Genomic DNA, 25,463 nt, shown 5'->3' with positions numbered 1-25,463 from the left:
GGCGCTACCGCTACCCCTTACCAGGTGTACTTGACCCGCCCGTACACATACGCGCCGTTGAAGCCGAACGGCGAGTAGTTGCTGTACGGCAGCATGCCGAACGTGGAGTTCTGCAGGTCTTCGGTGCGGTCCGGGTACTTGTCCAGCAGATTGTCGGCGCCCACGGTCAGGGTCCAGTTGCTGCTCGGCTTGTAGCTGGCCGAGGCATCCACCACCCAGGCATCGCCGTAGGTCTGGTCACGCAGCGCGGTGGCCGAGTTGCGCACGGTGAACTTGCCGTAACGGGTTGCCGCCAGCCCCAGTTCCCAATGATCCGAACGCCAGGTGCCGCTCAGGATCGCCTTGTCGCGCGGGTAGCTGTCCTCGATGCGCCCGATCTCGTCGCGGCCGATCAGCGACTGGGTCAGGCCCAGCGTGCCGAACACCGCCGGGGTGCCACCGACGCGGCGCACTTCGGTGTCGTTGTAGCTGTAGGCCGCGGTCAGTTCCAGGCTGCTGGCCGTGAACGGCACGGTGTAGCTGGACACGAAGTCAACGCCGCGGGTGCGCGTATCCAGGCCGTTGGTGAAGTACGAGAACGCGGTCACCTGCGGCAGGCCGAGGCTGGACAGCAGCGCGCTGCTGGCGGCGTTGGTGGTGATGCTGGACGACAGCGCGATGCGGTTGTCGATGTCGATCTGGTAGGCATCGACGGTGATGTACAGGCGATCCACCGGCTGCAGCACCAGGCCCAGGCTGTAGGAAGTGGACGTCTCGGCCTTCAGCGGCGAAGCGCCCAGCGCCTGTGCGGCTGCGCTGGTAGTCGGGAAGGTGCCGCGTTCAACGAACACGCCGTTGGTGAACTGGCTGGTGACGGCCTGGTAGCCCTGCTGCGCCAGCGACGGCGCACGGAAGCCGCTGGAGGCGGTTGCCCGCAGCGCGACCTTGTCGGTGAACGCATAGCGCGCCGACAGCTTGCCGGAGAAGCGGTCGCCGAAGTCCGAGTAGTCCTCGTAGCGGCCGGTGATGCCGGCCGAGAATTTCTCGGTCAGATCCGCTTCCAGGCCGGCGTAGACGGCGTAGTTGTGGCGGTCGGCATGCACTTCATTGGTCGGGGTGAAGCCGCCGAAGCCCTGTGCGCCGCTGCCGGTGTACGAGTTCAGCTCGCCCGGCTTCTGGTCCCACTTCTCCTTGCGGTACTCACCGCCGAAGGACAGCGTGACCGGGTAGGCCAGGCCCCAGTCCAGCGACTTGGTCAGGTCAGCGTTGAAGATGTCCTGCTGGTACTTCAGTGTGCCGTCGTAGAACGAGCGCGGGCTGGTCGCACCCAGGCTGTAGTTGATGCTGTTGCGGGTGTGGAAGTCCAGGGTGTTCTCGCCGTGGTTCAGGCTCAGGTCCCAGGTCCAGCCGTTGTCGGTGTTGCCCTTGACCCCGGCCACCAGCGAGCGGTCCTTGGAGTACTGGTTGATCTCCGGCACGAAGCCATCGGGGTAGGTCTGCGCCAGCAGCGCGGTCTGGTTCAGATGGTTGCGCGAGCGGTAGAACGCGAACGAGGTGATGTCGCGGTTGCTCAGCAGCGCGCTGGCGTAGCCGGTCACGTGGTCGCTGAAGTCGAAGCTGGCGTTGACCGAAGCGGCGGTAGCGTCCACACGCGGGTCGCCGACGATGAAGGTGGTCTGGCCGACGCTGGGGTAGTTGCCGGTGTTCGGCGTGGTGCCACGGTAGGGACCGGCGCGGTTGCTCTCATCCTGCTGGCTGATCTGGCCGGCCACGTGCACGCGGCCGCGGCCGTTGCCGAACTCGACGCCGGTATCGCCGGAAAGCTGGTACTTGTTGCCGTCACCGGCCGAGTACTGGCCGTAGTCCACCGCCAGGCTGCCACCACTGCCGCTGCCCTTGAGCACGATGTTGATGACGCCGGCGATGGCATCCGAGCCGTATTGCGCCGACGCGCCGTCGCGCAGCACTTCCACGCGCTCGATGGCGGCGATCGGGATGGCGTTGATGTCCACCGCCGACGAGCCACGGCCGATGCTGCCGTTGACGTTGATCATCGCCGAGGTATGACGGCGCTTGCCGTTGACCAGCACCAGCACCTGGTCCGGCGACAGGCCGCGCAGCTGTGCCGGGCGCACGCCGCTGGTGCCGTCGGTCAGGGCCGGGCGCGGGAAGTTCAGCGAGGGCAGGGCGCGCGACAGCGCCGTGGCCAGTTCGCTGGTGCCGGTGGACTGCAGGGCTTCGGGGGTGATGATGTCGATCGGCGACTGCGATTCGGCGACCGTGCGGTCGGCCACGCGGGTGCCGGTGACGATCACCGTGTCCAGGGTGTTGGCGGCGGTACCGGCCTGTTGGGCAGCGGCAACGAACGGAGAGCCACCGAGTGCGACAGCGACGGCGGCGGCGATCAGGCTGGTCTTGCGGGTCATCGGGATGGGGCTCCGGTTGGCGGGGGGCGGCACCGGAATCGACATCACGGACGTGAGGCGGACGGCGGTTGTTGCGGTGCGCAAAGCAGGAATTAACGGGATATTCAGTGCCTGTCAAATGGTTGCAACAGGAAAAAACGTTGCAGCAGCAACCATTTAGCGGCAGGGGGCAGCGGCGGGAGGTGGGGCCCGGGGGCTGCGCGGGGCCGACGAGGGAGAGAGTTGGCCTGCCGCCGCGCATCCCGGGGCGCGTCAAGTATTCGTTAACGCTAGAATTGCGTCGCAGGAACAGTGCTCACCAGCACATTCCATTCGGTTATATGGACCCCTCCCCCGATGATCTCCCTTCGTAATTTCGCCTTGCGCCGCGGCGAGCGGCTGCTGTTGTCCAATGTCGACCTGACCCTGCACGCCGGTTACCGGGTGGGTGTGGTCGGCCGCAATGGTGCTGGCAAGTCCAGCCTGTTCGCGGCGGTGAAGGGCGAGCTGGAGGCGGACAAGGGCGACGTCGACCTGCCCGGCAAGGTGCGCATCGCCAGCGTTGCCCAGGAAACCCCGTCGCTGCCCGACCCGGCGCTGAGCTTCGTGCTCGGCGGCGACATCGAGGTGGCCGCAGTGCTGGCCGCCGAGGCCGAGGCGACCGCCCGTGAGGACTGGGAGGCCGTGGCCGAGGCGCACACCAAGATGGCCGAGCTCAATGCCTACGACGCCGAAGCGCGCGCCGGCAAGCTGCTGCATGGCCTCGGTTTCCCGGCTGAGACCCACCATCGCGCGGTGTCTTCGTTCTCCGGCGGCTGGCGCGTGCGCCTGAACCTGGCGCGCGCGCTGATGATGCCCAGCGACCTGCTGCTGCTCGACGAACCGACCAACCACCTCGATCTGGACGCCGTGTACTGGCTGGAACAGTGGCTGCTGAAGTACCCGGGCACCCTGCTGCTGATCTCGCATGACCGCGAGTTCCTCGACAACGTGGCCACCCACACCCTGCACCTGCACGGTGGTGGCGCCAAGCTCTATCCGGGCGGTTACACCGATTTCGAGCGCCAGCGCGCCGAACAGCTGCGCCAGCAGCAGATCGCGCACGAGAAGGAGCAGGCCGAGCGCGCTCACCTGCAGAGCTTCATCGACCGCTTCAAGGCGCAGGCCAGCAAGGCGGCGCAGGCGCAGAGCCGCATGAAGCGCCTGGCCAAGCTGGCCGGTACCGAAGCGGTGCGTGCCGAGCGCGAGTTCCGCATCGAGTTCGCGCCGCCGGCCAAGCTGCCGTTCTCGCTGATCCGCCTGAACCACGTCGAGGCCGGCTACGGCAAGGACGCGGTGATCCTGCACAACGTCGGCTTCGGCCTGGAAGCGGGCCAGCGTATCGGCCTGCTCGGCCCGAACGGTGCCGGTAAGACCACCTTGGTGAAGACCCTGGTGGGCGAACTGGCGCCGATCGTTGGCGAGCGCATGGCGCATCCGGACCTGAAGATCGGCTATTTCGCCCAGCACACGGTGGAGTCGCTGCACGAGGGCCAGTCGCCGATGGAACACTTCCGCGAGATCGCCCCGGATGCGCCGAACCAGTCGTTCCGCGACTTCCTCGGCAAGTGGAATTTCCCGGGTGACCGCGCGTTCGAGCCGGTCGATGGCTTCTCCGGTGGCGAGCGCGCGCGCCTGGCGCTGGCGCTGATCGCCTGGCAGCAGCCGAACGTGCTGCTGCTGGACGAACCGACCAACCACCTTGACCTGGAAATGCGCGAAGCGCTGGCCGAAGCACTGGCCACCTTCGAGGGCGCGATCGTGATGGTCTCGCATGATCGCCATCTGATCGGCCTGGTCTGTGATACCTACTGGCGTGTGGCCGATGGCGTGGTCGAGCCGTTCGACGGCGACCTGGATGCCTACGCCGCGTGGCTGCGCACCCGCCCGCAGGCGCAGGGCACCAAGGCGCGCATGGAACAGGTGGAAGAGCCGGTGGTGGTCAAGACCGCGCCGGTGGCGCAGGTGGTGCAGAAGAAGCCGGTGAACCCGCACAAGCTGGCCGCCGCCGAAGCCAAGGTGGCCGAGCTGGAAGGCGTACTGGCCGAACTGGACCGCCAGCTGGCTGACCCGGCCAACTACGCCGACGCCACCCGCATGGCGGTGATCGGCCGTGACCGCGAAACCGCCGCTGCGGAGCTGGAGAAGGCCGAAGCGGCGTGGATGGAACTGCTGGAGTCCTGATCACGCAAAAAAAGGGGACGGAGGGGATTAAGTCGTTTGTGCCATAAACGACTTAATCCCCTCCGTCCCCTTTTTTTGTTACGCGCCCTGCGCCTGCAGCCATTCGCGGAACCGCTTCGCAGGCTCACGCTCGGCGCGCGAGCGTAAACGCGTCAACCAGTAGCACCCCAGCTCCAGCGTGGTGCCGAATGGCTGCAGCAGGCGTCCCTCGGCCAGCTCCTGTTCGAACATGCGCAGCGGCAGCAACGCCACACCGGCGCCACCGGCGGCGGCCATCGCGACCGTCAACGAGGAATCGAATACCGGCCCGCGTGCCTCCACGCCGCTGACCCCTGCCGCCTGCAGCCAGCGCGGCCATTCGTCGCTGCGGTAGGAGCGCAGCAATGGTAGAGCGCCCAGGTCGCGTGGCTGCTTCAGCCGCCGCGCCAATGCCGGCGCGCACAGCGGCGCAAACGGCGCATCGAGGATCGCCGTGCATGCCTGGCCCTGCCAGTCACCATCGCCGAAGCGGATCGCCAGGTCCAGCCCTTCGCCGGCCAGGTCGATGCGGTTGTTGTGGGTCTGCAGGCGCAGCTCGATATCCGGGTGCGCGGCCTCGAACGCGGCCAGCCGTGGCAGCAGCCAACCGGTGGCGAAGGTGCCGACCACGCCCAGCGTCAGCACCTCGCGGGACGGGCCACCGGTGTAGCGCGCGATGCTGGCAGAGATGCGCTCGAATGATTCGTTGAGCACGGGATACAGCGCCGCACCTTCATCGGTGAGCGCCACGCCACGCGGCAGCCGATGGAACAGGCGGATGCCCAGCCGGTCCTCCAGTCCACGGATCTGGTGGCTCAGTGCGGCCTGGCTGACACACAGCTCCAGCGCGGCACGGGTGAAGTTCTGGTGGCGGGCGGCGGCCTCGAAGGCGCGCAGCGCGTTCAGTGGCAGGGTAGGGTGCAACATCGCGCAGTCGTGAGCTGGAGTGATGGCTGATCCTAACGCTTCAACGATACATTTCGGAAAATTAAGGGGTTGAATGCGTCAGGCATTAATTGAGCTAATGTCTAACGCAGATTTTTTGCGCTGGTCGCCCCCGATCAAGGCTTCAATAATCGAGCGGTCCCCAGGAGAACCCGCATGCTCGCCCGTCGCCGATTCCTGCAGTTCAGTGGTGCTGCCGTGGCTTCCTCGCTTGCTCTGCCGCTGCTGGCACGTGCTGCGGGCAAGACCGCCGCCAACGCACCCACCGATGCCGCCATCACCGCCGCCACTGACTTCGCCGCGCTGGAAAAGGCCTGCGCCGGACGCCTCGGCGTGACCCTGCTGGACACTGCCAGCGGCCGCCGCATCGGTCATCGTCAGGACGAGCGCTTCCCGATGTGCAGCACCTTCAAAAGTGTGCTGGCGGCCACCGTGCTCAGCCAGGCCGAACGCATGCCGGCATTGCTGGACAGGCGGGTGCCGGTGCGCGACGCCGATCTGCTCTCGCACGCACCGGTCACCCGCCGCCATGCCGGCAAGGACCTGACCGTGCGCGACCTGTGCCGGGCGACCCTGATCACCAGTGACAACACTGCAGCCAACCTGCTGTTCGGCGTAGTCGGTGGCCCGCCCGCGGTGACCGCGTTCCTGCGCGCCAGCGGCGATACGGTGAGCCGCAGTGATCGGCTGGAGCCGGAGCTGAACAGTTTCGCCAAGGGCGATCCACGCGATACCACCACGCCGGCGGCGATGGCCACGACCCTGCAGCGCGTGGTGCTGGGCGAGGTGCTGCAACCGGCTTCGCGGCAGCAGCTGGCCGACTGGCTGATCGACAACGAAACCGGCGACGCCTGCCTGCGCGCGGGCCTCGGCAAGCGCTGGCGCGTTGGCGACAAGACCGGCAGCAATGGCGAGGACGCGCGCAACGATATTGCAGTGCTGTGGCCCGTGGCCGGGGGCACGCCCTGGGTGCTGACCGCCTATCTGCAGGCGGGTGCGATCAGCTACGAGCAACGCGCTACCGTGCTGGCACAGGTGGGCCGCATCGCCGATCGACTGATCGGATGAGGTAACCGGGAGTCATCCAGAAACGGCTTGCCGGATCGGTTCGGCGCGCGCATCCTGCGCGCGTTCGAACCCCACGGAAGACCCCGATGAGCCATGAATTGATCTACCTGCTGCTGATCTTCGCGCTGCTGGTGATCCCGCGCGCGCTGCAGCGCTTCAGCCTGCCCGCGCCACTGACCTGCCTGCTGTTCGGCATCATCGGCATGCTCTGGCTGGGCGATCAGGCCCATGATGCGGTGATCGGCCTGCTGGCCACGCTGGGTATTTCCTCGCTGTTCCTGTTCGCCGGCCTGGAAGTGGACCTGCAGGCGCTGCGCCGTGGCATGTGGCCGCTGCTGGCGCACCTGGTGATCCGCACTGCAACGTTGTTCGGCGTGGGCTGGCTGGCCTGGCGTTACGCAGGGCTGCCGTGGCAGGCCGCGGGCCTGTTGGCGCTGGCGCTGCTGACGCCCTCCACCGGTTTCATCATGGACTCGCTGTCGCGACTGGGCCTCAGCGAGGATGAGCGGTTCTGGGTGACCAGCAAGGCCATTGCCGGCGAACTGCTGGCGCTGGCGGCGTTGTTCATCGTGCTGCAGGCCGGTGACCCAGGCCACATGGCGCTGTCCAGCCTGGCCCTGCTGGCGATGATGATCGGCCTGCCGCTGCTGTTCATCGCGCTGGGACGCTGGGTGGCGCCGCACGCGCCGGGTTCCGAATTCTCGCTGCTGGTGATGGTGGGCATGGTGGCGGCCTACATCACCTATCTGCTGGGCGTGTATTACCTGGTCGGCGCGTTCATCGCCGGCCTGGTCGCGCGCCTGCTGCACCAGCGCATGCCGCTGCTGGCCTCGCACGAGAACCTGCATGCGCTGCGCCTGTTCGCCTCGTTCTTCGTGCCGTTCTACTTCTTCAACGCCGGCACCAAGGTGCCCGCCGAAGCGTTGAGCTTCGAGGCGCTGGGGCTGGGCATCGTGATCACCCTGGTGGTGCTGCCGCTGCGCATCGGCGTGGTCTGGCTGCAGCGCCGGGTGATGTTCGGCGAGAGCTTCCGCAGCAGCCTGCGGGTCTCGCTGGCGCTGGCGCCGACGCTGATCTTCACCCTGGTGCTGGCGGCGATCATGCGCGAGCGTTTCCAGATCCCGGCGGTGCTGTTCGGTGCGCTGCTGCTCTACGCTGCGCTGACCACGCTGCTGCCGTCGCTGGTGTTCCGTACCCCGTTCGATGTCGATCCGGTCGAGCAGGAACCTGCGGGTGAAGGCGAAGCCGCGCCGGTGGCGGTCACCGAAACGCTGCCGGCGGCGCCTGCCCTCGATCGCTGAGCGGATGCTGCGCGTGCGGTTTGCGCACTTCGGCCATGGCCGTTAGGGTTGGGGCATGAGACCGATTGCCGTTGCCGCTACCGCCGCCCTCCTGCTCAGCCTCGCTGCGTGCACGCAGCGCTCCGATACGGTCGCCCATGATCTGGCGACCGCACCGGCCGATGCCTTCATGGCCGCGATCGCCGCCCACTGTGGCCAGGCCTACGCCGGCAAGGTGGTGGAGGACACGCCGGCACCGACCGGCAAGGACCCGTTCGCCGGGCAGCGCCTGGTGATGCATGTGCGCGGCTGCGCCGATCCGGCGCATGAGCTGCGCATCCCGTTCCATGTCGGTGATGACCACTCGCGGACCTGGGTGCTGACCCGCACGCCGAACGGGCTGCGCCTGAAGCACGACCATCGCCATGAAGGCGGCAGCCCCGACGCGATCACCCTGTACGGTGGCGACAGCACGCCGCCGGGAACTGGCGAGCGTCAGCAGTTCCCGGCCGATGCGGATTCGGTGGCGATGTTCCGCCGTGCCGACATGCTGGCTTCCACGCACAACACCTGGGCGATGGAGATCGATCCGGACCAGACGTTCGTCTACGAGCTGACGCGCCCGGAGGGCCGTCGGTTCCGTGTGCAGTTCGACCTGAACAAGCCGGTCGACCTGCCGCCGGCGCCGTGGGGCGACGAGAAGGCACCCGCACCCTGATCCCGGGTTCGGATCCGTCCTGCGGAGGGCTCCGAACCCGGAAAAATCCCCAGTAGATCCACGCCATGCGTGGATGCGGGATGCCTGATGGGGTCAGAGCCCTGGCCGCTGGCCAGGGATCCGACCTCATGCTCACCGCGTGCCGAAACGCGCCCGGCAGCCGTTGCTCACCCACACCTGGCCACGCGAGTAACCCCAGCTGCGGCCTTCCTGGCAGGCGCTGCCCGACAACTGCTGCTGCAGCACCGGCCGGCCTTGGCGGTCATCCCAGTCGCAGGTCTGCGAACGGTTGTTGTTGCTGCTGCAGGTGACCGAATAGTTGCTGTTGCCACCGCCCCAGCCACCGCCACCGCCGCCCCAGCCGCGGGCCTCGGCGAATTCGGCGCGGCAGCCATTGCTGACCCACAGCGCGCCGTTGCGCACACCCCAGGTACGGCCCTCGTCGCAAGGACTGCCGGACAACTGGCGGACCAGGCGGGCATTGCGCCAGCCGACCGGGCAGCTGCGCTCGCGATTGTTCTGGCTTTCGCAGCGGATGGTCTCGCCGGGTCGACCGTTGTTGCCGCCCCAGCCACCGCCATTGCCGCCGCCCCAGCCACCACGGGCCTCGACGAACTCGGCGCGGCAGCCGTTGGTGACCCAGATGCTGCCATTGCGGCTGCCCCAGGAGCGCCCTTCCTCGCAGGGGCTGCCAGACAACTGGCGGACCAGCTGCGCGCCGCGCCAGCCGGTGTTGCAGACCCGTTCGCGGTTGCTCTGGCTTTCGCAGCGGATCACCCCGTTCTGCGCAGCGGCGGACGGGGCGGGCAGGGCAAGGGTGCCCAGGGCACCCAGGCTGAGGGTTACGGCCAGGCTGGCCAGGGACAGCGGTTTCATGGCGGCATCCCATACGGTGGCAGGTGCCCGACTATAGGGAGGGGGGCGATCAAGCCGGTGTGACTGGCCGGATTTGCCCCGGCCGGGGCCTCGGCCGCAGAATACGAGGCTTTCCGGCCCCCATCCGGTGCCGGCGTTCTCCAGCGGAGCTTCCCCCCATGCGTACCCACTTCTGCGGCCTGGTCGACGAGACCCTGATTGGCCAGACTGTCACCCTCGCCGGCTGGACCGACGTGGCCCGTAACCAGGGCGGCGTCTGCTTCATCGATCTCCGGGATCATGAGGGCATCGTGCAGGTGACGGTGGAGGTCGACAACGCCGAGGTGTTCGCCGTGGCCGCGTCGCTGGGCTACGAGGATGTGCTGCAGGTGGAAGGCGTCGTGCGTGCCCGCCACGCGGTGAACGACAAGATGCGCACCGGCAAGGTGGAAGTGATCGCCACCGCCATCACCGTGCTGAACAAGGCCGCGCCGCTGCCGTTCCACGCCCACGAGAACCCGGGCGAAGAAACCCGCCTGAAGTACCGCTACCTGGATCTGCGCCGTCCGGAAATGCAGCGCATGCAGCGCACCCGCATCAAGCTGGTGCAGGCCCTGCGCCGCCACCTGGACGAGAAGGGTTTCCAGGACATCGAGACCCCGATCCTGACCAAGGCCACCCCGGAAGGCGCGCGCGACTTCCTGGTGCCGGCGCGCATGCATCCGGGTGAGTTCTACGCCCTGCCGCAGAGCCCGCAGCTGTTCAAGCAGATCCTCATGGTGGCCGGCTTCGACCGCTACTACCAGATCGCGCGCTGCTTCCGTGACGAGGCCCTGCGTGCCGACCGCCAGCTGGAGTTCACCCAGCTGGACATGGAATTCGCCTTCGTCCGCGAGCAGGACGTGCAGGACTTCGTCGAGTCGATGATCCGCGCGATCTTCAAGGAAGTGGTCGATGTCGAGCTGGCCGCCACCTTCCCGCGCATGACCTGGGCCGAGGCGATGCGTCGCTACGGTTCGGACAAGCCGGACCTGCGCATCGCGCTGGAACTGGTCGACGTGGCCGAGCTGGTCAAGGACAGTGAGTTCCCGGTGTTCACCGGCCCGGCCAATGATGCCGAAGGCCGCGTCGCCGCGCTGCGCATCCCGGGCGGTGCGTCGCTGAGCCGCAAGCAGATCGACGAGTACGCCGCGCATGCCGCCAAGTACGGCGCCAAAGGCCTGGCCTACATCAAGATCGCCGACAACGGCGAAGTCAGCTCGCCGATCCAGAAGTTCTTCAGCGAGGAATCCTTCGCTGCGCTGGTGGCCCACGTCGGCGCCGGCAACGGCGACATCGTGTTCTTCGGCGCCGGTGGCTACAACAAGGTCTCCGACTTCATGGGCGCGCTGCGCCTGAAGGCCGGCAAGGACTTCGGCCTGGTCGCCGATGGCTGGGCGCCGCTGTGGGTCACCGACTTCCCGATGTTCGAGTGGGACGAGGAAGAGCAGCGCTACGTCGCCCTGCATCACCCCTTCACCGCACCGGCCGTGGACGACATCGCCGACCTGCGCGCCAATGCCCGTACCGCCGTTTCGCGCGGCTACGACATGGTGCTCAACGGCAATGAGATCGGCGGCGGTTCGATCCGTATCCACCGTCCGGACATGCAGAGCGCGGTGTTCGAGCTGCTCGGCATCGGCGCCGAAGAGGCCCGCGCCAAGTTCGGCTTCCTGCTCGACGCGCTGAACTACGGCGCGCCGCCGCACGGTGGCATCGCCTTCGGCATCGACCGCATCGCCGCGCTGATGGCCGGCACCGAGTCGATCCGCGACGTCATCCCGTTCCCGAAGACCACCGGTGCACAGGATCTGATGACCGACGCGCCGTCGCCGATCGTCGACGCGCAGCTGGCCGAAGTGCACATCCAGGTTCGCCCCAAGACCAACTGATCAGGAGATCCAGGCAATGACCGAGTTCGCGTTTTCGCTGGAGTGGGAAAAGCTGGGCAATGAAGGCGCCGAGGCCAATCTGGTCACCGAGCGTGCACGCGTGTTCGGTGGTTGGCTGGTCCGCGTCGGTACCAACCCGGCGGCGATGGCCCTGACCTTCGTCGCCGATGGCGAAGGCCGCTGGGACGGTGAAGACTTCGGCGTCGAGGATTACGAGGACGACGAAGAGGAAGAGTACGACGAGGACGAGGAAGGCGAGGAAGAAGAGGACGAAGAGGAATACGAGGAAGAGGACGAGGAAGACGAAGAAGCGGAATCTTCGGAAAAGGCTTGACCGCCCCTTCGCGCTGACGTCAACTTCCTGCATGTATTCGATCCGCCGCGCCACTGTGGACGACGCGCCGACCCTGTCGGCGCTGGCCGCCCGCACGTTCACCGAAACCTTCGGCCATCTGTATCCGCCGCAGGACCTTCAGGCCTTCCTTGAGGAGGCCTATACGGTCGAGCGCCAGCGCGTGATCCTGGCCCACCCGGACTACGCGGTGTGGCTGCTGGAGCTGGACGGGGAGGCGGTCGGCCATGCCGCCGCCGGCCCCTGTGGCCTGCCGCATGCGGACGTGAAGCCCGGTGACGGCGAACTCAAGCGCCTGTACCTGGTCAAGACCCAGCAGAGCTGTGGCTGGGGCAGCCGCCTGCTGGAAACCGCGCTGGCCTGGCTGGAACACGAAGGCCCACGCACCCTGTGGCTGGGCGTGTGGTCGGAAAACTTCGGCGCACAGCGCTTCTACGCCCGCTACGGTTTCGAGAAGGCCGGCGAATACCTGTTCCCGGTGGGCGACACGAACGATCTCGAATTCATCCTGCGCCGCACACCGCGCGCGGCCTGATGTTCACCGCCGCTTGCTGCGCGCGCGTGTTCAATCACCCTACGTTCCTGCCCCGCTGACTGCCAGGCTGTTTGCATGACTCCCCCCGTATTGCTGCTGCATGGCATCTGGAATGCCCGCGCCTGGGTCGGGCCGCTGGCCTGGCGCCTGCGCGCGCGCGGCTTCCAGGTGCACGCGTTCGGCTATTCCTCGGTGTTCGGTGGCCCGGACGTGGCGGTGCCGCAGCTGCTGGAGCGGCTGGCCGACGCCGGCCCGCTGTCGCTGGTCGGCCACAGCCTGGGTGGGCTGCTGGCGCTGGAAGCGCTGCGGCGCAATCCTCAGCTGCCGGTGCAGCGTGTGGTCTGTCTCGGCTCGCCGCTGCGCGGCAGTGGCACTGCGCGCTCGTTGTCCGATCATGGCTGGGGCCTGGCGCTGGGTCGCAGCAGCGAGCTGCTGCTGGACGGCCTGCCGGACTGGCAGGGCAAGGCCGAGGTCGGCCTGATTGCCGGTTCGGTACCGCATGGACTGGGCAGTCTGCTGGGCGCGATGGACGACGCCTCCGATGGTACCGTGGCCCTGGCCGAAACCCGCCTGCCGGGCCTGGCCGACCATTGCGTGGTGCGTACCAGCCACAGCGGCCTGGTGGTATCGCCCGATGCCGCGCGGCAGACCGCGCATTTCCTGCGCCACGGCCAGTTCGACCACAGCCGCGATGCCGCCGCCGCGTGAGGCGGTTCGCCGGGCATGGCCCGGCGCTACCGGCCTGTCTGGGTGGGTACGAACCGTCCTGCCCTGGTGGGTGCGAACCGTCCTGCCCTGGTGGGTGCGAACCTTGGTTCGCACGCTGTTCGCCCGGCAATGCCCGGCGGCAGTAGATCCACGCCATGCGGGGATGGTGCCTTCCCGACACCACTTCAGCCCTAGACACGGTTGCCGCCCCCGATCAGGTAGAATCCGCGCCTTGATCCTGAAGCAGCCAGACGGTAGCACCCATGGGTAGAGGCCCCTCCATCGAAGCCCGCAAGAACGCGTCCGACGCGAAGCGCGGCAAGATTTTCACCAAGATCATCCGTGAGATCGGCGTTGCCGCGCGCGGCGGTGGAGGCGACCCCAACAACAACCCGCGCCTGCGCGTGGCGATGGACAAGGGCCTGGCCGTGAACATGTCCAAGGACGTGATCGAACGCGCCATCAAGAAGGCCACCGGTGAACTGGAAGGCGTCGATTACGAGGAAATCCGCTACGAGGGCTACGCCCCGGGTGGCGTGGCCGTGATCGTCGACTGCCTGACCGACAACCGCGTGCGCACCGTGGCCGATGTCCGCCATGCGTTCAGCAAGTGCGGCGGCAACATGGGCACCGAAGGCTCGGTGGCCTTCATGTTCAAGCGCCTGGGCGTGCTCAGCTTCGCCCCGGGCGCCGACGAGGAAGCCATCACCGAAGCGGCCATCGAGGCCGGCGCCGATGACATCGTGGTCTATCCGGACGATGGCTCGATCGATGTGGTCACCAGCCCTGACGCGTTCAACGCGGTCAAGGATGCAATGACCGCTGCGGGCCATGTCGCCGACCACGCCGAGATCACCTTCCGCGCCGACAACGACATCAAGGTCGAAGGCGACGTCGCCCTTCAGGTCAAGAAGCTGCTGGACATGCTGGAAGACCTGGACGACGTGCAGGACGTGTACTCCAACGCCGAACTCGGCGCCGACGCCTACGCCTGAGCCGTCTTTGACGGCCTGGGCGCGGGCCGTTGAACGGTCACCGCGGACAGTCATGAGCCCATACGCCTGCCAGCGCATTCCGTTCCGCCCCGCCAGGAGCGCAGCATGACCCGCATCCTCGGCATCGACCCCGGTTCGCAGCGGACCGGGGTGGGCATCATTGATGTCGATGCCACCGGCCGCGTCAGCCACGTGCATCACCAGCCGCTGGTGCTGCTGGGCGCCGACGACTTCCCGCAGCGCATGAAGCTGCTGGTGCTGGGCCTGGCCGACCTGTGCCGCGAATACGAGCCACAGGAAGTGGCCATCGAACGCGTGTTCATGGCGCGCAACCCCGATTCGGCGCTGAAGCTGGGCCAGGCCCGTGGCGCGGCGATCTCGGCCGTGGTGCTGCGCGACCTGCCGGTGCACGAGTACGCGGCCAGCGAGATCAAGCTGGCGGTGGTCGGGCGCGGTGGTGCCGAAAAGCAACAGGTTCAACACATGGTCGGGCTCATGCTCAACCTGAAAACCAAGCTGCAGGCCGACGCGGCCGACGCGTTGGCGGTGGCGATCACCCATGCCCACGTAAGGGCGACGGCCAACCGCCTGGGGCTCAGTGCCCGCCAGGCGTGGGGCCGCAAATGAGGAGCTGCACGCAATGATCGGTCGACTGCGCGGCATCGTCGCCTACAAGGCGCCGCCGTGGCTGGTGGTGGACGTGAACGGAGTGGGCTACGAGCTGGAGGCGCCGATGAGCACCTTCTATGACCTGCCCGAGCTCGGCCGCGAGGTCACCCTGTACACCCATTACTCGCAGAAGGAAGACAGCGTCTCGTTGTATGGCTTCCTGCGCGAAGGCGAGCGGCGCCTGTTCCGCGACGTGCAGAAGGTCAGTGGCATCGGCGCGAAGATCGCGCTGGCCGTGCTGTCCGGCGTCACCGTCGAGGAGTTTGCGCGCATGGTCCAGGCCGGTGACATCACCGCGCTGACCCGCATCCCGGGCATCGGCAAGAAGACCGCCGAGCGCATGGTGCTGGAACTGCGCGACCGCGCCGCCCAGTTCGGTGCCGGCGGCGCGCTGCCCACCGGCAGCGGCCCGGCCCCGGCCGACCCGCTGTCCGACGCCACCGTGGCGCTGCAGCAGCTGGGCTACAAGCCGGCTGAAGCCGCCCGCATGGCCCGGGACGCCTTCAATGAAGGCGACGAAGTGGCCACCGTGATCCGCAAGGCGCTGCAGTCGGCGCTGCGCTGATCCGCATTCCTTTCCTACAACGAACCGCCTGAGCTTCGCCAGGAGTCCCATGTCCAGCAGTCAAACCCCGCACGCAGCTGCCCCCGGCGGCCACGGTCACGCTCCTCCAGCCGGAGGCATGGCGCTGATCATCGGTGCGATCGGCGTGGTCTTCGGCGATATCGGTACCAGCCCGCTGTACACCCTGAAGGAGGCCTTCTCGCCGCACTACGGGCTCAACAGCGACCACGACACCGTGCTGGGCGTGCTTTCGCTGGCATTCTGGGCGCTGAACATCGTGGTCACGCTGAAGTACGTGACCATCATCATGCGCGCCGACAATGACGGCGAGGGCGGCATCATGGCGCTGATGGCGCTGACCCAGCGCACGCTGCGCAACGGGTCGCGCTCGGCCTACGTGGTGGGCATCCTCGGCATCTTCGGCGCCTCGCTGTTCTTCGGCGACGGCGTGATCACTCCGGCCATTTCAGTGCTGGGTGCGGTCGAGGGCCTGGAGGTGGCAGCCCCCGGCCTGCATGCCTTCATCGTGCCGATCACGGTGGTGGTGCTGCTGATGGTGTTTGCCGCGCAGCGCTTCGGTACCGAGAAGATCGGCAAGGCGTTCGGCCCGATCACCTCGGTCTGGTTCATCTCGCTTGCGGCAATCGGCATCTACAACATCGTCGACGCGCCGGAAGTGCTCAAGGCCTTCAACCCGTGGTGGGCGATCCGCTTCTTCATGGAGCACAGCTGGCACGGCATCTTCATCCTCGGTGCGGTGGTGCTGGCGGTGACCGGCGGCGAAGCGCTGTACGCCGACATGGGCCACTTCGGTGCCAAGCCGATCCGCCATGCCTGGTACTTCTTCGTGCTGCCGTGCCTGGTGCTGAACTACCTGGGGCAGGGCGCGCTGGTGCTCAATCATCCCGAGGCGCTGAAGAATCCATTCTTCGAGGCCGTGCCGTCGTGGGCGCTGTACCCGATGATCATCCTGGCCACGATGGCGGCGGTGATCGCCTCGCAGTCGGTGATCACCGGCGCGTTCTCGGTCTCGCGCCAGGCCATGCAGCTGGGCTACATCCCGCGCATGCGCATCAAGCACACCTCGCACGACACCATCGGCCAGATCTACATCCCGGGCATCAACTGGGGCATTGCGGTGATGGTGATCGGCCTGGTGCTGGCCTTCCGCAGCTCGTCCAACCTGGCCGTGGCCTACGGCATCTCGGTGTCGGCCACCATGCTGATCGATACCCTGCTGCTGGCCCTGGTGGCCCGCTCGCTGTGGCCGAAGGCACGCGCCTGGCTGCTGCCGCTGTGCGTGGTGTTCTTCATCATCGACCTCGGCTTTGTCATCGCCAACGGCGCCAAGCTGCTGCAGGGTGCCTGGTTCCCGGTGGTGCTGGGCATCTTCCTGTTCACCATGATGCGCACCTGGCGCCGTGGCCGCGAACTGCTGCGCGATGAGATCCGCAAGGACGGCATCCGCCTGGATACCTTCCTGCCGGGCCTGATGCTGGCACCGCCGGTGCGCGTGCCGGGCACCGCAGTGTTCCTCACCGCCGACCCGACCGTGGCCCCGCATGCGCTGATGCACAACCTCAAGCACAACAAGGTGCTGCACGAGCGCAACGTGTTCCTGCACGTGGTCACGCTGCCGGTGCCGTACGCGCCGGAGGGGCAGCGATTGAAGATCGAATCGGTGGGCGACGAGTTCTACCGGGTCTACGTGCGCTTCGGCTTCATGGAGACCCCGGACGTGCCGCTGGCGCTGATGCGCTCGTGCGACCACGGCGGCATCTACTTCGACCCGATGGACACCACCTTCTTCGCCAGCCGCGAGACCATCGTGGCCACCGCCAATCGCGGCATGCCGATCTGGCGCGACAAGCTGTTCGCGCTGATGCATCGCAACGCGGCCCCGGCCACGGGCTTCTTCCGCATCCCGGGCAACCGCCTCGTCGAACTCGGTGCGCAGGTGGAGATTTAATCTCCACCTGCGCTACGTCCCACGATTTGCTGCGCAAACCGCGGGCCCCGCGCGCATTCCACCTTATCCCCGCGCCTGTCGGCGTGCCCCCTTGAAACGCAGGCGCCTTTGGCGCCGGCGTTCCGCGCATTCCACCTTATCCCCCCGCCTATCGGCGCGCCCCCTTGAACAACAAGGGGGCTCCGCTTGCGGAGGCACCGCGCGCCAGAAGCTGAGCCAACTCTCCCCCTCTGTTCAATCCACGCATGGCGTGGATCTACCGTGTCGACCAAGGTCGACACCCACCAAGAGCAGGCACAGGCCACGCCATCCAGACAGATCGCAGAAACCTGTCGAAGGCGGGGTGGGTCCGGTTGCGGGGGCGTGAGCCGCATGGATGCGGCGACCGAGCTTACATGGACGTACTTGCAGCGTCCCCCGCAACCGGACCCACCCCGCCATTCCCCAGGAAGCCCGCTACGGCTGTTGCTCTGGATGTTGCCGTTGCCTCTGCGGGTGCCGGGCGCAGCCCGGCCGAAACCCGTACTTTTGCCGCATAATCAGCACATGACCGACGACCGCATCATCGGCGCCGGCGCCACCCGCGAGGATGACGCCGCCGACGCCAGCATCCGCCCCAAGCGCCTTGCCGATTACCTCGGCCAGGTGCCGGTGCGCGAGCAGATGGAAATCTACATCCAGGCGGCCAAGGGGCGTGGCGACGCGCTCGACCACGTGCTGATCTTCGGCCCGCCGGGCCTGGGCAAGACCACCCTCAGCCACGTCATTGCCAACGAACTGGGCGTGGCCCTGCGCGTGACTTCCGGCCCGGTGATCGAAAAGGCCGGCGACCTGGCCGCGCTGCTGACCAACCTGCAGCCGCACGACGTGCTGTTCATCGACGAGATCCATCGCCTGTCGCCGGTGGTCGAGGAAGTGCTGTACCCAGCCATGGAAGACTTCCAGATCGACATCATGATCGGCGAGGGCCCCGCGGCGCGCTCGATCAAGATCGACCTGCCGCCGTTCACCCTGATCGGCGCCACCACCCGCGCCGGCCTGCTGACCGCGCCGCTGCGCGACCGCTTCGGCATCGTCCAGCGCCTGGAGTTCTACAGCGTCGAGGAACTGACCCGGATCGTGCGCCGCTCCGCCAGCATCCTCGGCATCGACTGCACCGCCGATGGGGCAGGGGAGATCGCGCGCCGCGCGCGTGGTACGCCGCGTATCGCCAACCGCCTGCTGCGACGCGTGCGCGACTACGCGCAGGTCAAGGCCGGTGGCCACATCGACGAGCCCGTGGCCCAGGCTGCGATGAAGATGCTCAAGGTCGACCCGGAAGGCTTCGACGAGCTCGACCGGCGCCTGCTGAAAACAATGGTGGACTACTTCGATGGTGGCCCGGTCGGCATCGAATCGCTGGCCGCGGCGCTGTCCGAAGAGCGCGGCACGCTGGAAGACGTGGTCGAACCCTACCTGATCCAGCAGGGCTTCCTGGTGCGCACCGCGCGTGGCCGCATGGCCACCCACAAGGCCTACCGGCACATGGGCCTGAAACCCAAGAACCCGCCGCAGGACCTGTTCGCCGAGGTTCCCGATGTCGGTTGAGCCGCGATTCAGTTGGCCGACACGCATTTACTGGGAAGATACCGATGCCGGTGGCGTGGTCTACCACGCCCGGTACGTGGCCTTCATGGAACGGGCCCGGACCGAATGGATGCGCGCGCTGGGCTACGGCCAGGAGCGCATGCGCATCGAGCACGGCATGATCTTCGCGGTGCGCTCGATGCAGATGGATTTCATCAGGCCGGCACGGCTGGATGACATCCTGCAGGTGAGCGCCCGCCTGGTCCAGCTGAAGAAGGCCAGCATGGTCTTCGAGCAGCAGATCCTGCGCGACGGCGAACTGCTGCTGTCGGCCCAGGTCCGCATCGCCGCACTGGAAGCGGCCAGTTTCCGCCCGCGTGGCATGGACGAGGCCGTCCTTGCCATGCTGCAACCCCACCTCCACCCCGAATCCGAACTTTGAGGAACAACGGATGATCGCAACGCTCCTGGCCCTGCAGGCCACGGTCACCGAGGCACTGCCGGCCGACGTCAGCAACGCCGCGACCCAGACCCTTGCCCAGGCCACCACCGGCGGCGGCATCAACTACCTCGAGCTGATGGCCAAGGCCAGCCTGCCGGTGAAGATCATCGTGCTGCTGCTGCTGGTCGGCTCGTTCGTCAGCTGGGTGATCATTTTCCGCAAGGCCCGCGTGTTCAAGCAGGCCACCCGTGAAGCCGACGAGTTCGAGAACCGCTTCTGGTCCGGTGCCGACCTGGGCAAGCTGTACAGCTCGGCCACCGACCGCAGCCGCAATGTCGGCGGCCTGGAAGCCATCTTCGAAGCCGGTTTCCGCGAATACACCCGCCTGCGCGACAAGCGCCGGCTGGACGGCCGCGCGCAGCTGGAAGGCGCACAGCGTGCCATGCGCACCACCTACACCCGCGAAGTGGACCAGCTCGAGCGCAACCTGGAACTGTTGGCCAACATCGGCTCGACCGCCCCGTACGTGGGCCTGGTCGGCACCGTGTTCGGCATCATGGTGACCATGCACGACATGATCAGCAGCGGCGCACAGGCCGGCATCGCCGCCGTTGCCCCGGGCATCTCCGAAGCGCTGTTCGCCACCGCCATCGGCCTGTTCGTGGCCATCCCGGCAGTGTGGGCCTACAACCGCTTCACCACCCGCGTTGAGCGCATGTCGGTGCGGTTCGAGACCTTTGCCGAAGAGTTCAGCTCCATCCTGCAGCGCCAGAGCGCTGGCGACGAGTAAGCGCCTGACCCGGGAGTCCAAGCCATGTCCGCTGCCATCGGTCGCCGCAAGCGCCGCAAGCTGAAATCGGAAATCAACGTCGTTCCCTACATCGACGTCATGCTGGTGCTGCTGATCATCTTCATGGTCACTGCACCGCTGCTCACGCTGAGCTTCGACGTCGACCTGCCGCAGTCCAACGCCAAGGCGCTGGAGAGCAAGCAGGACCCGGTGATCGTCTCGGTACGCCAGGACGGCCAGCTCAGCCTGAAGCTGCCCGACGCCAAGGACCCGACCGCCGTGTCGGCCGAGGAACTGGAAGGCCGCCTGGCCGGCATCGCCGCCCAGGACAAGGGCGTGCGCGTGATCGTCGCCGCCGACCGTGCCGTGGCCTATGAAAAGGTCATCGCCGCGATGGATGTGATCAAGCGCGCCAAGGTAGACAAGGTAGGCCTGGCCACCGATGCACGCTGACGCCCTGCCACCTCCACAGCAGCGCGAACCTGGTTGGGGCCTGCCCCTGGCGCTGGCGTTGCTGGTGCACCTGCTGGTCGCGCTGGTCTTCATCGTGGCCTGGTTCTGGTCACCCGAGCGCAACACCGACGCCGCCGCGGGTGATCCGTCGGTCGAGGCCAGCCTGGCGCTGTCTGCGTCGGAGGCTTCTGCCGCGCGCCAGGCCCTGCGCCAGTCGGAAAAGCTGGAAGACCTGCCGCCGCCGGTGGCCGAGCCGGTCCCGGTGCCGGAAGACACCATCCCGCCGCCGCAGCCGATCCCCGAGCCGCGCCCGCAGGACGCCCCCACGCCGCAGCAGCAACAGGCGCAGGAGCGCGTCGCGCAGCCGGACACCAAGGATCAGGAAGCGGTGAGCGCGCTGGCCATCTCGCAGGAGAAGGCCAAGCAGGAACAGGAAGCCAAGCGCCGCCAGGAGCAGATCGACCTGACCGAACGCAAGCGCCAGGAAGAGGCGGAGCAGAAGCTGCGCCTGGCCAAGCAGCAGGAAGCGGACGAGAAGAAGAAGCAGGCCGAGCAGGAGCGCGTGGCCGCTGACAAGGCCGAGGCCGAGAAGCAGAAGAAGATCGCCGAGATCCGTGCCCGCCGCGAGCAGGCCGAGAAGGAAGCCAAGCTGGCCGAGCAGAAGCTGCGCCAGGTGGCCGCCGCGCGCAATGCCGCCGGCAGTGCCGCTGCCGGTTCCAGCGGTGCCTCCCAACCGGCTGCCGGTGGTGGTGGCAACAGCGACGATCTGACTGCCAAGTACGTTGCGGCGATCCAGGCCAAGGTGCGTGATACCTGGACCCGCCCGGACAGCGTGCCGCTGGGGCAGAGGTGCCAGGTGACCATCACCCAGATCCCGGGTGGACAGGTGCTGCAGGCCAAGGTCGGTGCAAATTGCCCCTATGACGAGGCCGGCAAGCGCTCGATCGAGGCCGCTGTGCTCAACGCCCAGCCGCTGCCGTACCGGGGCTTCGAGTCGGTGTTCAACCGCACGCTCAATCTGACCTTTACCGCTCAGGATTGATCGGGCGAGGCAGGGCGGTCATCAGGCCGCCCACGCCAACGGATGTCGCGCTTGCCTCTGGTGGGCCCGGTTCCGGCCGGGCAGTCTGTGGACTGCTGTCGAACACCGCCCCGCAGGGCGGCGTGACGGGGCAGGCGGGCGCGATGTTAGCCACGACGTTAACGGTGCGTGAGAGGACGGGCTGGAACTGACCCGGAATTCACGTACCCTTGGTTCATGATTGCGAAGCGGTTCACTTCCGCTTTGTTATCCCTCGTTCCGGTTTCCCCCTTATTGAGCGCTCCATGAAAAAGATGCCTCGCTGGCTTGCCGTGTTTGCGGCCCTGTTGCTGCCCTTTGCTGCCGTCGCGCAGCAGAAGGGGCTGGATATCGACATCATCGGCGGCAATGCCTCCGCGTTGCCGATCACCATCGTGCCGATGCCCTACCAGGGTTCGGCGGCTGCACCGCAGACCGACGTCGCTGGCGTGGTCCGTGCCGACCTGGAGCGTTCGGGCCAGTTCCGCACGCTGCCCGAAGCGCAGATCGTCGAGAAGCCGGTGCGCGGCGGTGACATCCAGTTCGCCACCTGGCGTGCGCTGAAGCAGAACTACATCGTGGTCGGCCGCGTGCTCGACGCCGGTGCTGGCGCCTACCGCGTCGAGTACGAACTGTTCGACGTACCCAAGGGCGAGCGCCTGCTGGGCCTGGCGATGACCGCCCGTGGCAACGCCATGCGCGACGTTGCCCACCAGATGGCCGACGCCATCTACGAGAAGATCACCGGTGTGCGCGGCGCCTTCTGGACCCGCATCGCCTACGTGACCGCCAGCGGCAAGGGCGACGCCATGCGCTATGCGCTGATGGTGGCCGACTCCGACGGCTACAACCCGCAGACCATCGTGCGTTCGGCCGAGCCGCTGCTGTCGCCGTCGTGGAGCCCGGATGGCAGCAAGCTGGCCTACGTCAGCTTCGAGCGTGGCAATTCGGCCATCTACATCCAGAACATCGGCACCGGCGCGCGTGAGCTGGTCACCAGCTTCCGCGGCATCAACAGCGCCCCGGCGTTTTCGCCGGACGGCCGCAAGCTGGCCCTGACCCTGTCGCGTTCGGGCAACCCGGAAATCTACGTGATGGACCTGGGCAGCAAGCAGCTGACCCAGCTGACCAACCACTTCGCCATCGATACCGAGCCGACCTGGGCGCCGGACGGCAGCGCGGTGTACTTCACCTCCGACCGTGGCGGCCGTCCGCAGGTCTACAAGGTCGGCGCAGGCGGCGGCAGCGCCGAGCGCGTGACCTTCCAGGGCAACTACAATGCCAAGCCCTCGGTGTCCTACGACGGCAAGAAGATCGCCGTCGCCCAGGGTTCGGGCAACAGCTACAAGATCGCGATGATGGACAGCTCGCTGGGTTCGCCGCGCTGGAGCACGCTGTCCCCGGGTTCGCTGGATGAATCGCCGAGCTTTGCGCCCAACGCAAGCATGGTGTTGTACGCCGCCCGCGAAGGTGGCCGTGGTGTGTTGTATGCCGTCTCGGCCGATGCGCGGGTCCGCCAGCGCCTGGTCCTGGCCGATGGTGATGTGCGCGAACCGGCATGGTCCCCATACCGTACCCAGCGCTAAAAGAGTGTTAATATTTTCGTTGTCTTGAACCCCTCATCGGCCTAGGAGCCACAAAGGTATCGCCATGAACAAGTCCACCCGCGTTCTGCTTGTTTCCCTGCTGTCTGTGGCCGTCCTGGCCGGTTGCTCGAAGAAGGTGAAGGAAGAGCCGGCAGCCCCGGTCGACACCGGCACCTCGACCACCACCCCGACCGGTCCGTCGACCTCCGGCCTGTACGGCCCGGGCGACCTGGACACCGACGCTTGCCTGCGCCAGCGCGTTGTCTACTTCGACCTGGACAAGGAAGACGTGAAGCCGGAATTCCAGGCCATCATGGCTTGCCACGCCAAGTACCTGCGTGACCGTCCGTCCTCGCGCATCACCCTGCAGGGTCACACCGACGAGCGCGGTTCGCGCGCGTACAACCAGGCCCTGGGCGAGCGTCGTGGCAACGGCGTCAACTCGGCCCTGCAGGCCAACGGTGGCTCGGCTTCGCAGCTGACCGTCGTGTCCTACGGTGAAGAGCGTCCGGTCTGCACCGAGTCGAACGAGTCCTGCTGGTCGCAGAACCGTCGCGTCGAAATCGTCTACACCGCGCAGTAATCCATGCGCATTGGCATCAAACTGATGCTGGTCGTTGCGGCAGCCCTCGTGGCTGCCGCACCGGCGCATGCACAGCGACAGAGCCTGGCTGACCGTGTCGGCGCGCTCGAGCAGCAGATGTACAACAACAGTGCCAACCAGGACCTGTTGAACCAGATCAACCAGCTGCGGCAGCAGGTCACCAGCCTGCAGGCCTCGATCGAGCAGTTGCAGCACGACAACGCCCAGCTCAAGCAGTCCGCCCAGGACCAGTACCTGGATCTGGACAGCCGCCTGAACCGGTTGGAAGGGGGCAATGCCGCCCCAGCCCTGCCGCCCGTTCCGGCGAGCGCGCCGAAGGCCGCACCGGCCCCGGCAAAACCCGCAGCGGCGGCCACTTCCGAGCGGCCGCCTTCGGTCCATGGTGATGCCGGCAGCCTTGCCGCCACCGGCGACGAGCGCACCTCCTACAACGTTGCCTTCGATTCGCTGAAGGCCGGCAAGTACGATGATTCGGCGCAGCTGTTCCTGAGCTTCCTGCAGCTGTATCCGAACGGCGTCTACGCGCCGAACGCGCTGTACTGGCTGGGCGAGAGCTACTACGCCACCCGCAATTTCCCGATGGCCGAGACCCAGTTCCGTGAACTGCTCGCGCGCTATCCGACCCACGACAAGGCCGCTGGCGGCCTGCTCAAGGTTGGCCTCTCGCAGTATGGCGAGGGCAAGGTCGACCAGGCCCAGCAGACGCTGGAGACCGTCGTGGCGCAGTACCCGGGCTCGGACGCCGCGCGCACCGCCCAGGACCGGCTGCAGTCCATCCGCCTGGGCAAGCAGATCCGCTGATCCGCTGACCGGGCGTACAATAGCTGCCCTGTAGAGCCGAGCCCATGCTCGGCTGCTTTCGTTTCCGGACCGGCAAACCCGTCCGGTTGCTGTTGTAGGGCCGTGCCATGCTCGGCTGCTTTCGTTACCGGCCACGGTAGCCCACCCGCCACGTGTCCCCCCAAGAAGTGCCCGCCATGACCGCCGTTACCCCGTCCAACGCCGTCGCCACCCCCAGCGACATCGTGCAGTCGCCGCTGCCGCGCCTGAAGATCACCGAGATCTTTACCTCGCTGCAGGGCGAAGCCGATACCGCCGGCTGGCCGACCGTGTTCGTGCGCCTGACCGGCTGCCCGCTGCGCTGCCAGTACTGCGATACGGCCTACGCTTTCCATGGCGGCACCTGGTGGGACATCGACGACATCGTGGCCGAGGTGCTGGCGCAGGGCGTGCGTCACGTCTGCGTGACCGGCGGCGAGCCGCTGGCGCAGAAGCGCTGCCTGGTGCTGCTGCAGAAGCTGTGCGATGCCGGCATGGACGTCTCGCTGGAGACCTCCGGCGCGCTGGACGTCAGCGCGGTGGACCCGCGCGTATCGCGCGTGGTCGACATCAAGACCCCGGGCTCGGCCGAAGTGGCGCGCAACCGCTGGGACAACCTGCCGCTGCTGACCGCCCGGGACCAGATCAAGTTCGTCATCTGCAGCCGCGAGGATTACGACTGGGCCAAGGCCCTGCTGGCCGAACACGAGCTGGTGAAGCGTTGCACCGTGTTCTTCTCGCCCAGCAAGGGCGAGATCACTGCGCGGCAGCTGGCAGACTGGATCGTCGAAGACCGGCTGCCGGTGCGCTTCCAGATGCAGTTGCATAAAATCCTGTGGAACGACGAGCCGGGCCGATGAGCCCAGGCAACGTTCCCTGATGTAACTCCGGCGCGGGACAGCGTGCTGGCTTTCCCCTCCCAACCGGA

At 67.1% G+C, this 25,463-nt stretch carries 24 protein-coding genes; 21 read left to right on the top strand and 3 right to left on the bottom strand.

The features are described 5' to 3' along the window. Positions 1-17: 17 nt before the first annotated feature. Positions 18-2,405, bottom strand: a complete 2,388-nt coding sequence (locus EZ304_RS06585) for a TonB-dependent receptor plug domain-containing protein (protein WP_142806609.1) — start codon at positions 2,403-2,405, stop codon at positions 18-20. A 336-nt stretch (positions 2,406-2,741) separates the two neighbouring features. Here EZ304_RS06585 and EZ304_RS06580 point away from each other — a divergent pair, with 336 nt between their 5' ends. Then, the gene (locus EZ304_RS06580) at positions 2,742-4,607 is read left to right on the top strand and encodes an ABC-F family ATP-binding cassette domain-containing protein (protein ID WP_142806608.1); all 1,866 of its coding nucleotides are present in this window, start codon (positions 2,742-2,744) and stop codon (positions 4,605-4,607) included. Between the two features lie 78 nt (positions 4,608-4,685). Here EZ304_RS06580 and ampR read toward each other — a convergent pair whose 3' ends face one another. After that, positions 4,686-5,552, bottom strand: a complete 867-nt coding sequence (ampR, locus tag EZ304_RS06575; RefSeq protein ID WP_142806607.1) for a LysR family transcriptional regulator AmpR — start codon at positions 5,550-5,552, stop codon at positions 4,686-4,688. 174 nt (positions 5,553-5,726) lie between these two features. Between ampR and blaL2 the strand changes: the two genes are divergently transcribed. From blaL2 to EZ304_RS06560, 3 genes are all read left to right on the top strand, one after another. Next, positions 5,727-6,638, top strand: a complete 912-nt coding sequence (blaL2, locus tag EZ304_RS06570; protein WP_142806606.1) for a L2 family extended-spectrum class A beta-lactamase — start codon at positions 5,727-5,729, stop codon at positions 6,636-6,638. A gap of 86 nt (positions 6,639-6,724) precedes the next feature. Continuing rightward, positions 6,725-7,939, top strand: coding sequence for a cation:proton antiporter (locus EZ304_RS06565; RefSeq protein ID WP_099552814.1), 1,215 nt, complete (start codon positions 6,725-6,727; stop codon positions 7,937-7,939). Positions 7,940-7,994: 55 nt separating this feature from the next. Beyond that, a complete protein-coding gene (locus EZ304_RS06560) occupies positions 7,995-8,636 on the top strand; it encodes a hypothetical protein (protein WP_142806605.1) in 642 nt (213 codons plus the stop codon). A gap of 132 nt (positions 8,637-8,768) precedes the next feature. On the opposite strand, the gene EZ304_RS06555 is transcribed toward EZ304_RS06560, so the two are convergent. Beyond that, a complete protein-coding gene (locus tag EZ304_RS06555) occupies positions 8,769-9,512 on the bottom strand; it encodes a DUF3011 domain-containing protein (RefSeq protein ID WP_142806604.1) in 744 nt (247 codons plus the stop codon). Positions 9,513-9,670: 158 nt separating this feature from the next. Between EZ304_RS06555 and aspS the strand changes: the two genes are divergently transcribed. From aspS to queE, 17 genes are all read left to right on the top strand, one after another. Further along, positions 9,671-11,422 (top strand): aspartate--tRNA ligase, encoded by a 1,752-nt coding sequence (gene aspS, locus EZ304_RS06550; RefSeq protein ID WP_142806603.1) that lies wholly within the window; start codon positions 9,671-9,673, stop codon positions 11,420-11,422. Between the two features lie 16 nt (positions 11,423-11,438). Next, on the top strand, positions 11,439-11,756 hold the full coding sequence (locus EZ304_RS06545; RefSeq protein ID WP_099552810.1) for a DNA primase: 318 nt from the start codon (positions 11,439-11,441) through the stop codon (positions 11,754-11,756). Between the two features lie 31 nt (positions 11,757-11,787). Then, a complete protein-coding gene (locus EZ304_RS06540) occupies positions 11,788-12,309 on the top strand; it encodes a GNAT family N-acetyltransferase (protein WP_142806602.1) in 522 nt (173 codons plus the stop codon). A 75-nt stretch (positions 12,310-12,384) separates the two neighbouring features. Continuing rightward, a complete protein-coding gene (locus EZ304_RS06535) occupies positions 12,385-13,017 on the top strand; it encodes an esterase/lipase family protein (RefSeq protein WP_043035110.1) in 633 nt (210 codons plus the stop codon). Between the two features lie 263 nt (positions 13,018-13,280). Continuing rightward, a complete protein-coding gene (locus EZ304_RS06530) occupies positions 13,281-14,012 on the top strand; it encodes a YebC/PmpR family DNA-binding transcriptional regulator (protein ID WP_099552808.1) in 732 nt (243 codons plus the stop codon). A gap of 105 nt (positions 14,013-14,117) precedes the next feature. Continuing rightward, positions 14,118-14,639: a crossover junction endodeoxyribonuclease RuvC gene (gene ruvC / locus EZ304_RS06525; protein WP_006386268.1), complete on the top strand. Its 522-nt coding sequence runs from the start codon at positions 14,118-14,120 to the stop codon at positions 14,637-14,639. A gap of 13 nt (positions 14,640-14,652) precedes the next feature. After that, positions 14,653-15,246 carry a Holliday junction branch migration protein RuvA gene (ruvA, locus tag EZ304_RS06520; protein ID WP_005410756.1) on the top strand — a complete coding sequence of 198 codons (594 nt, stop codon included), beginning with the start codon at positions 14,653-14,655 and terminating at the stop codon, positions 15,244-15,246. A gap of 118 nt (positions 15,247-15,364) precedes the next feature. Next, positions 15,365-17,215: a potassium transporter Kup gene (locus EZ304_RS06515; RefSeq protein WP_180848865.1), complete on the top strand. Its 1,851-nt coding sequence runs from the start codon at positions 15,365-15,367 to the stop codon at positions 17,213-17,215. Positions 17,216-17,761: 546 nt separating this feature from the next. Then, positions 17,762-18,802 carry a Holliday junction branch migration DNA helicase RuvB gene (gene ruvB, locus EZ304_RS06510; RefSeq protein WP_005410754.1) on the top strand — a complete coding sequence of 347 codons (1,041 nt, stop codon included), beginning with the start codon at positions 17,762-17,764 and terminating at the stop codon, positions 18,800-18,802. Beyond that, positions 18,792-19,223, top strand: a complete 432-nt coding sequence (ybgC, locus tag EZ304_RS06505) for a tol-pal system-associated acyl-CoA thioesterase (RefSeq protein WP_099551975.1) — start codon at positions 18,792-18,794, stop codon at positions 19,221-19,223. Before ruvB ends, ybgC begins: the two co-directional genes overlap by 11 nt. Before the next feature lie 10 nt (positions 19,224-19,233). Continuing rightward, the gene (gene tolQ, locus EZ304_RS06500; RefSeq protein WP_006438802.1) at positions 19,234-20,013 is read left to right on the top strand and encodes a protein TolQ; all 780 of its coding nucleotides are present in this window, start codon (positions 19,234-19,236) and stop codon (positions 20,011-20,013) included. 24 nt (positions 20,014-20,037) lie between these two features. Next, positions 20,038-20,466 carry a protein TolR gene (tolR, locus tag EZ304_RS06495; protein ID WP_049400778.1) on the top strand — a complete coding sequence of 143 codons (429 nt, stop codon included), beginning with the start codon at positions 20,038-20,040 and terminating at the stop codon, positions 20,464-20,466. Continuing rightward, positions 20,456-21,508 (top strand): cell envelope integrity protein TolA, encoded by a 1,053-nt coding sequence (gene tolA, locus EZ304_RS06490; protein WP_142806601.1) that lies wholly within the window; start codon positions 20,456-20,458, stop codon positions 21,506-21,508. The genes tolR and tolA overlap by 11 nt, the downstream gene beginning before the upstream one ends. Positions 21,509-21,792: 284 nt before the next feature. Next, the gene (tolB, locus tag EZ304_RS06485; RefSeq protein WP_032128528.1) at positions 21,793-23,112 is read left to right on the top strand and encodes a Tol-Pal system beta propeller repeat protein TolB; all 1,320 of its coding nucleotides are present in this window, start codon (positions 21,793-21,795) and stop codon (positions 23,110-23,112) included. Positions 23,113-23,176: 64 nt separating this feature from the next. Further along, positions 23,177-23,695: a peptidoglycan-associated lipoprotein Pal gene (gene pal / locus EZ304_RS06480; protein WP_005410748.1), complete on the top strand. Its 519-nt coding sequence runs from the start codon at positions 23,177-23,179 to the stop codon at positions 23,693-23,695. Between the two features lie 3 nt (positions 23,696-23,698). Next, a complete protein-coding gene (gene ybgF / locus EZ304_RS06475; protein ID WP_033832980.1) occupies positions 23,699-24,517 on the top strand; it encodes a tol-pal system protein YbgF in 819 nt (272 codons plus the stop codon). A gap of 176 nt (positions 24,518-24,693) precedes the next feature. Further along, a complete protein-coding gene (gene queE / locus EZ304_RS06470; protein ID WP_006438882.1) occupies positions 24,694-25,395 on the top strand; it encodes a 7-carboxy-7-deazaguanine synthase QueE in 702 nt (233 codons plus the stop codon). The last annotated feature ends 68 nt before the right edge of the window (positions 25,396-25,463 follow it).

Source organism: Stenotrophomonas maltophilia (assembly GCF_006974125.1).
In the GTDB taxonomy this organism is placed as follows: domain Bacteria; phylum Pseudomonadota; class Gammaproteobacteria; order Xanthomonadales; family Xanthomonadaceae; genus Stenotrophomonas; species Stenotrophomonas maltophilia_O.
Note: the sequence above shows the minus strand (reverse complement) of the source record. Positions and strands in the feature narration are given on the sequence as shown.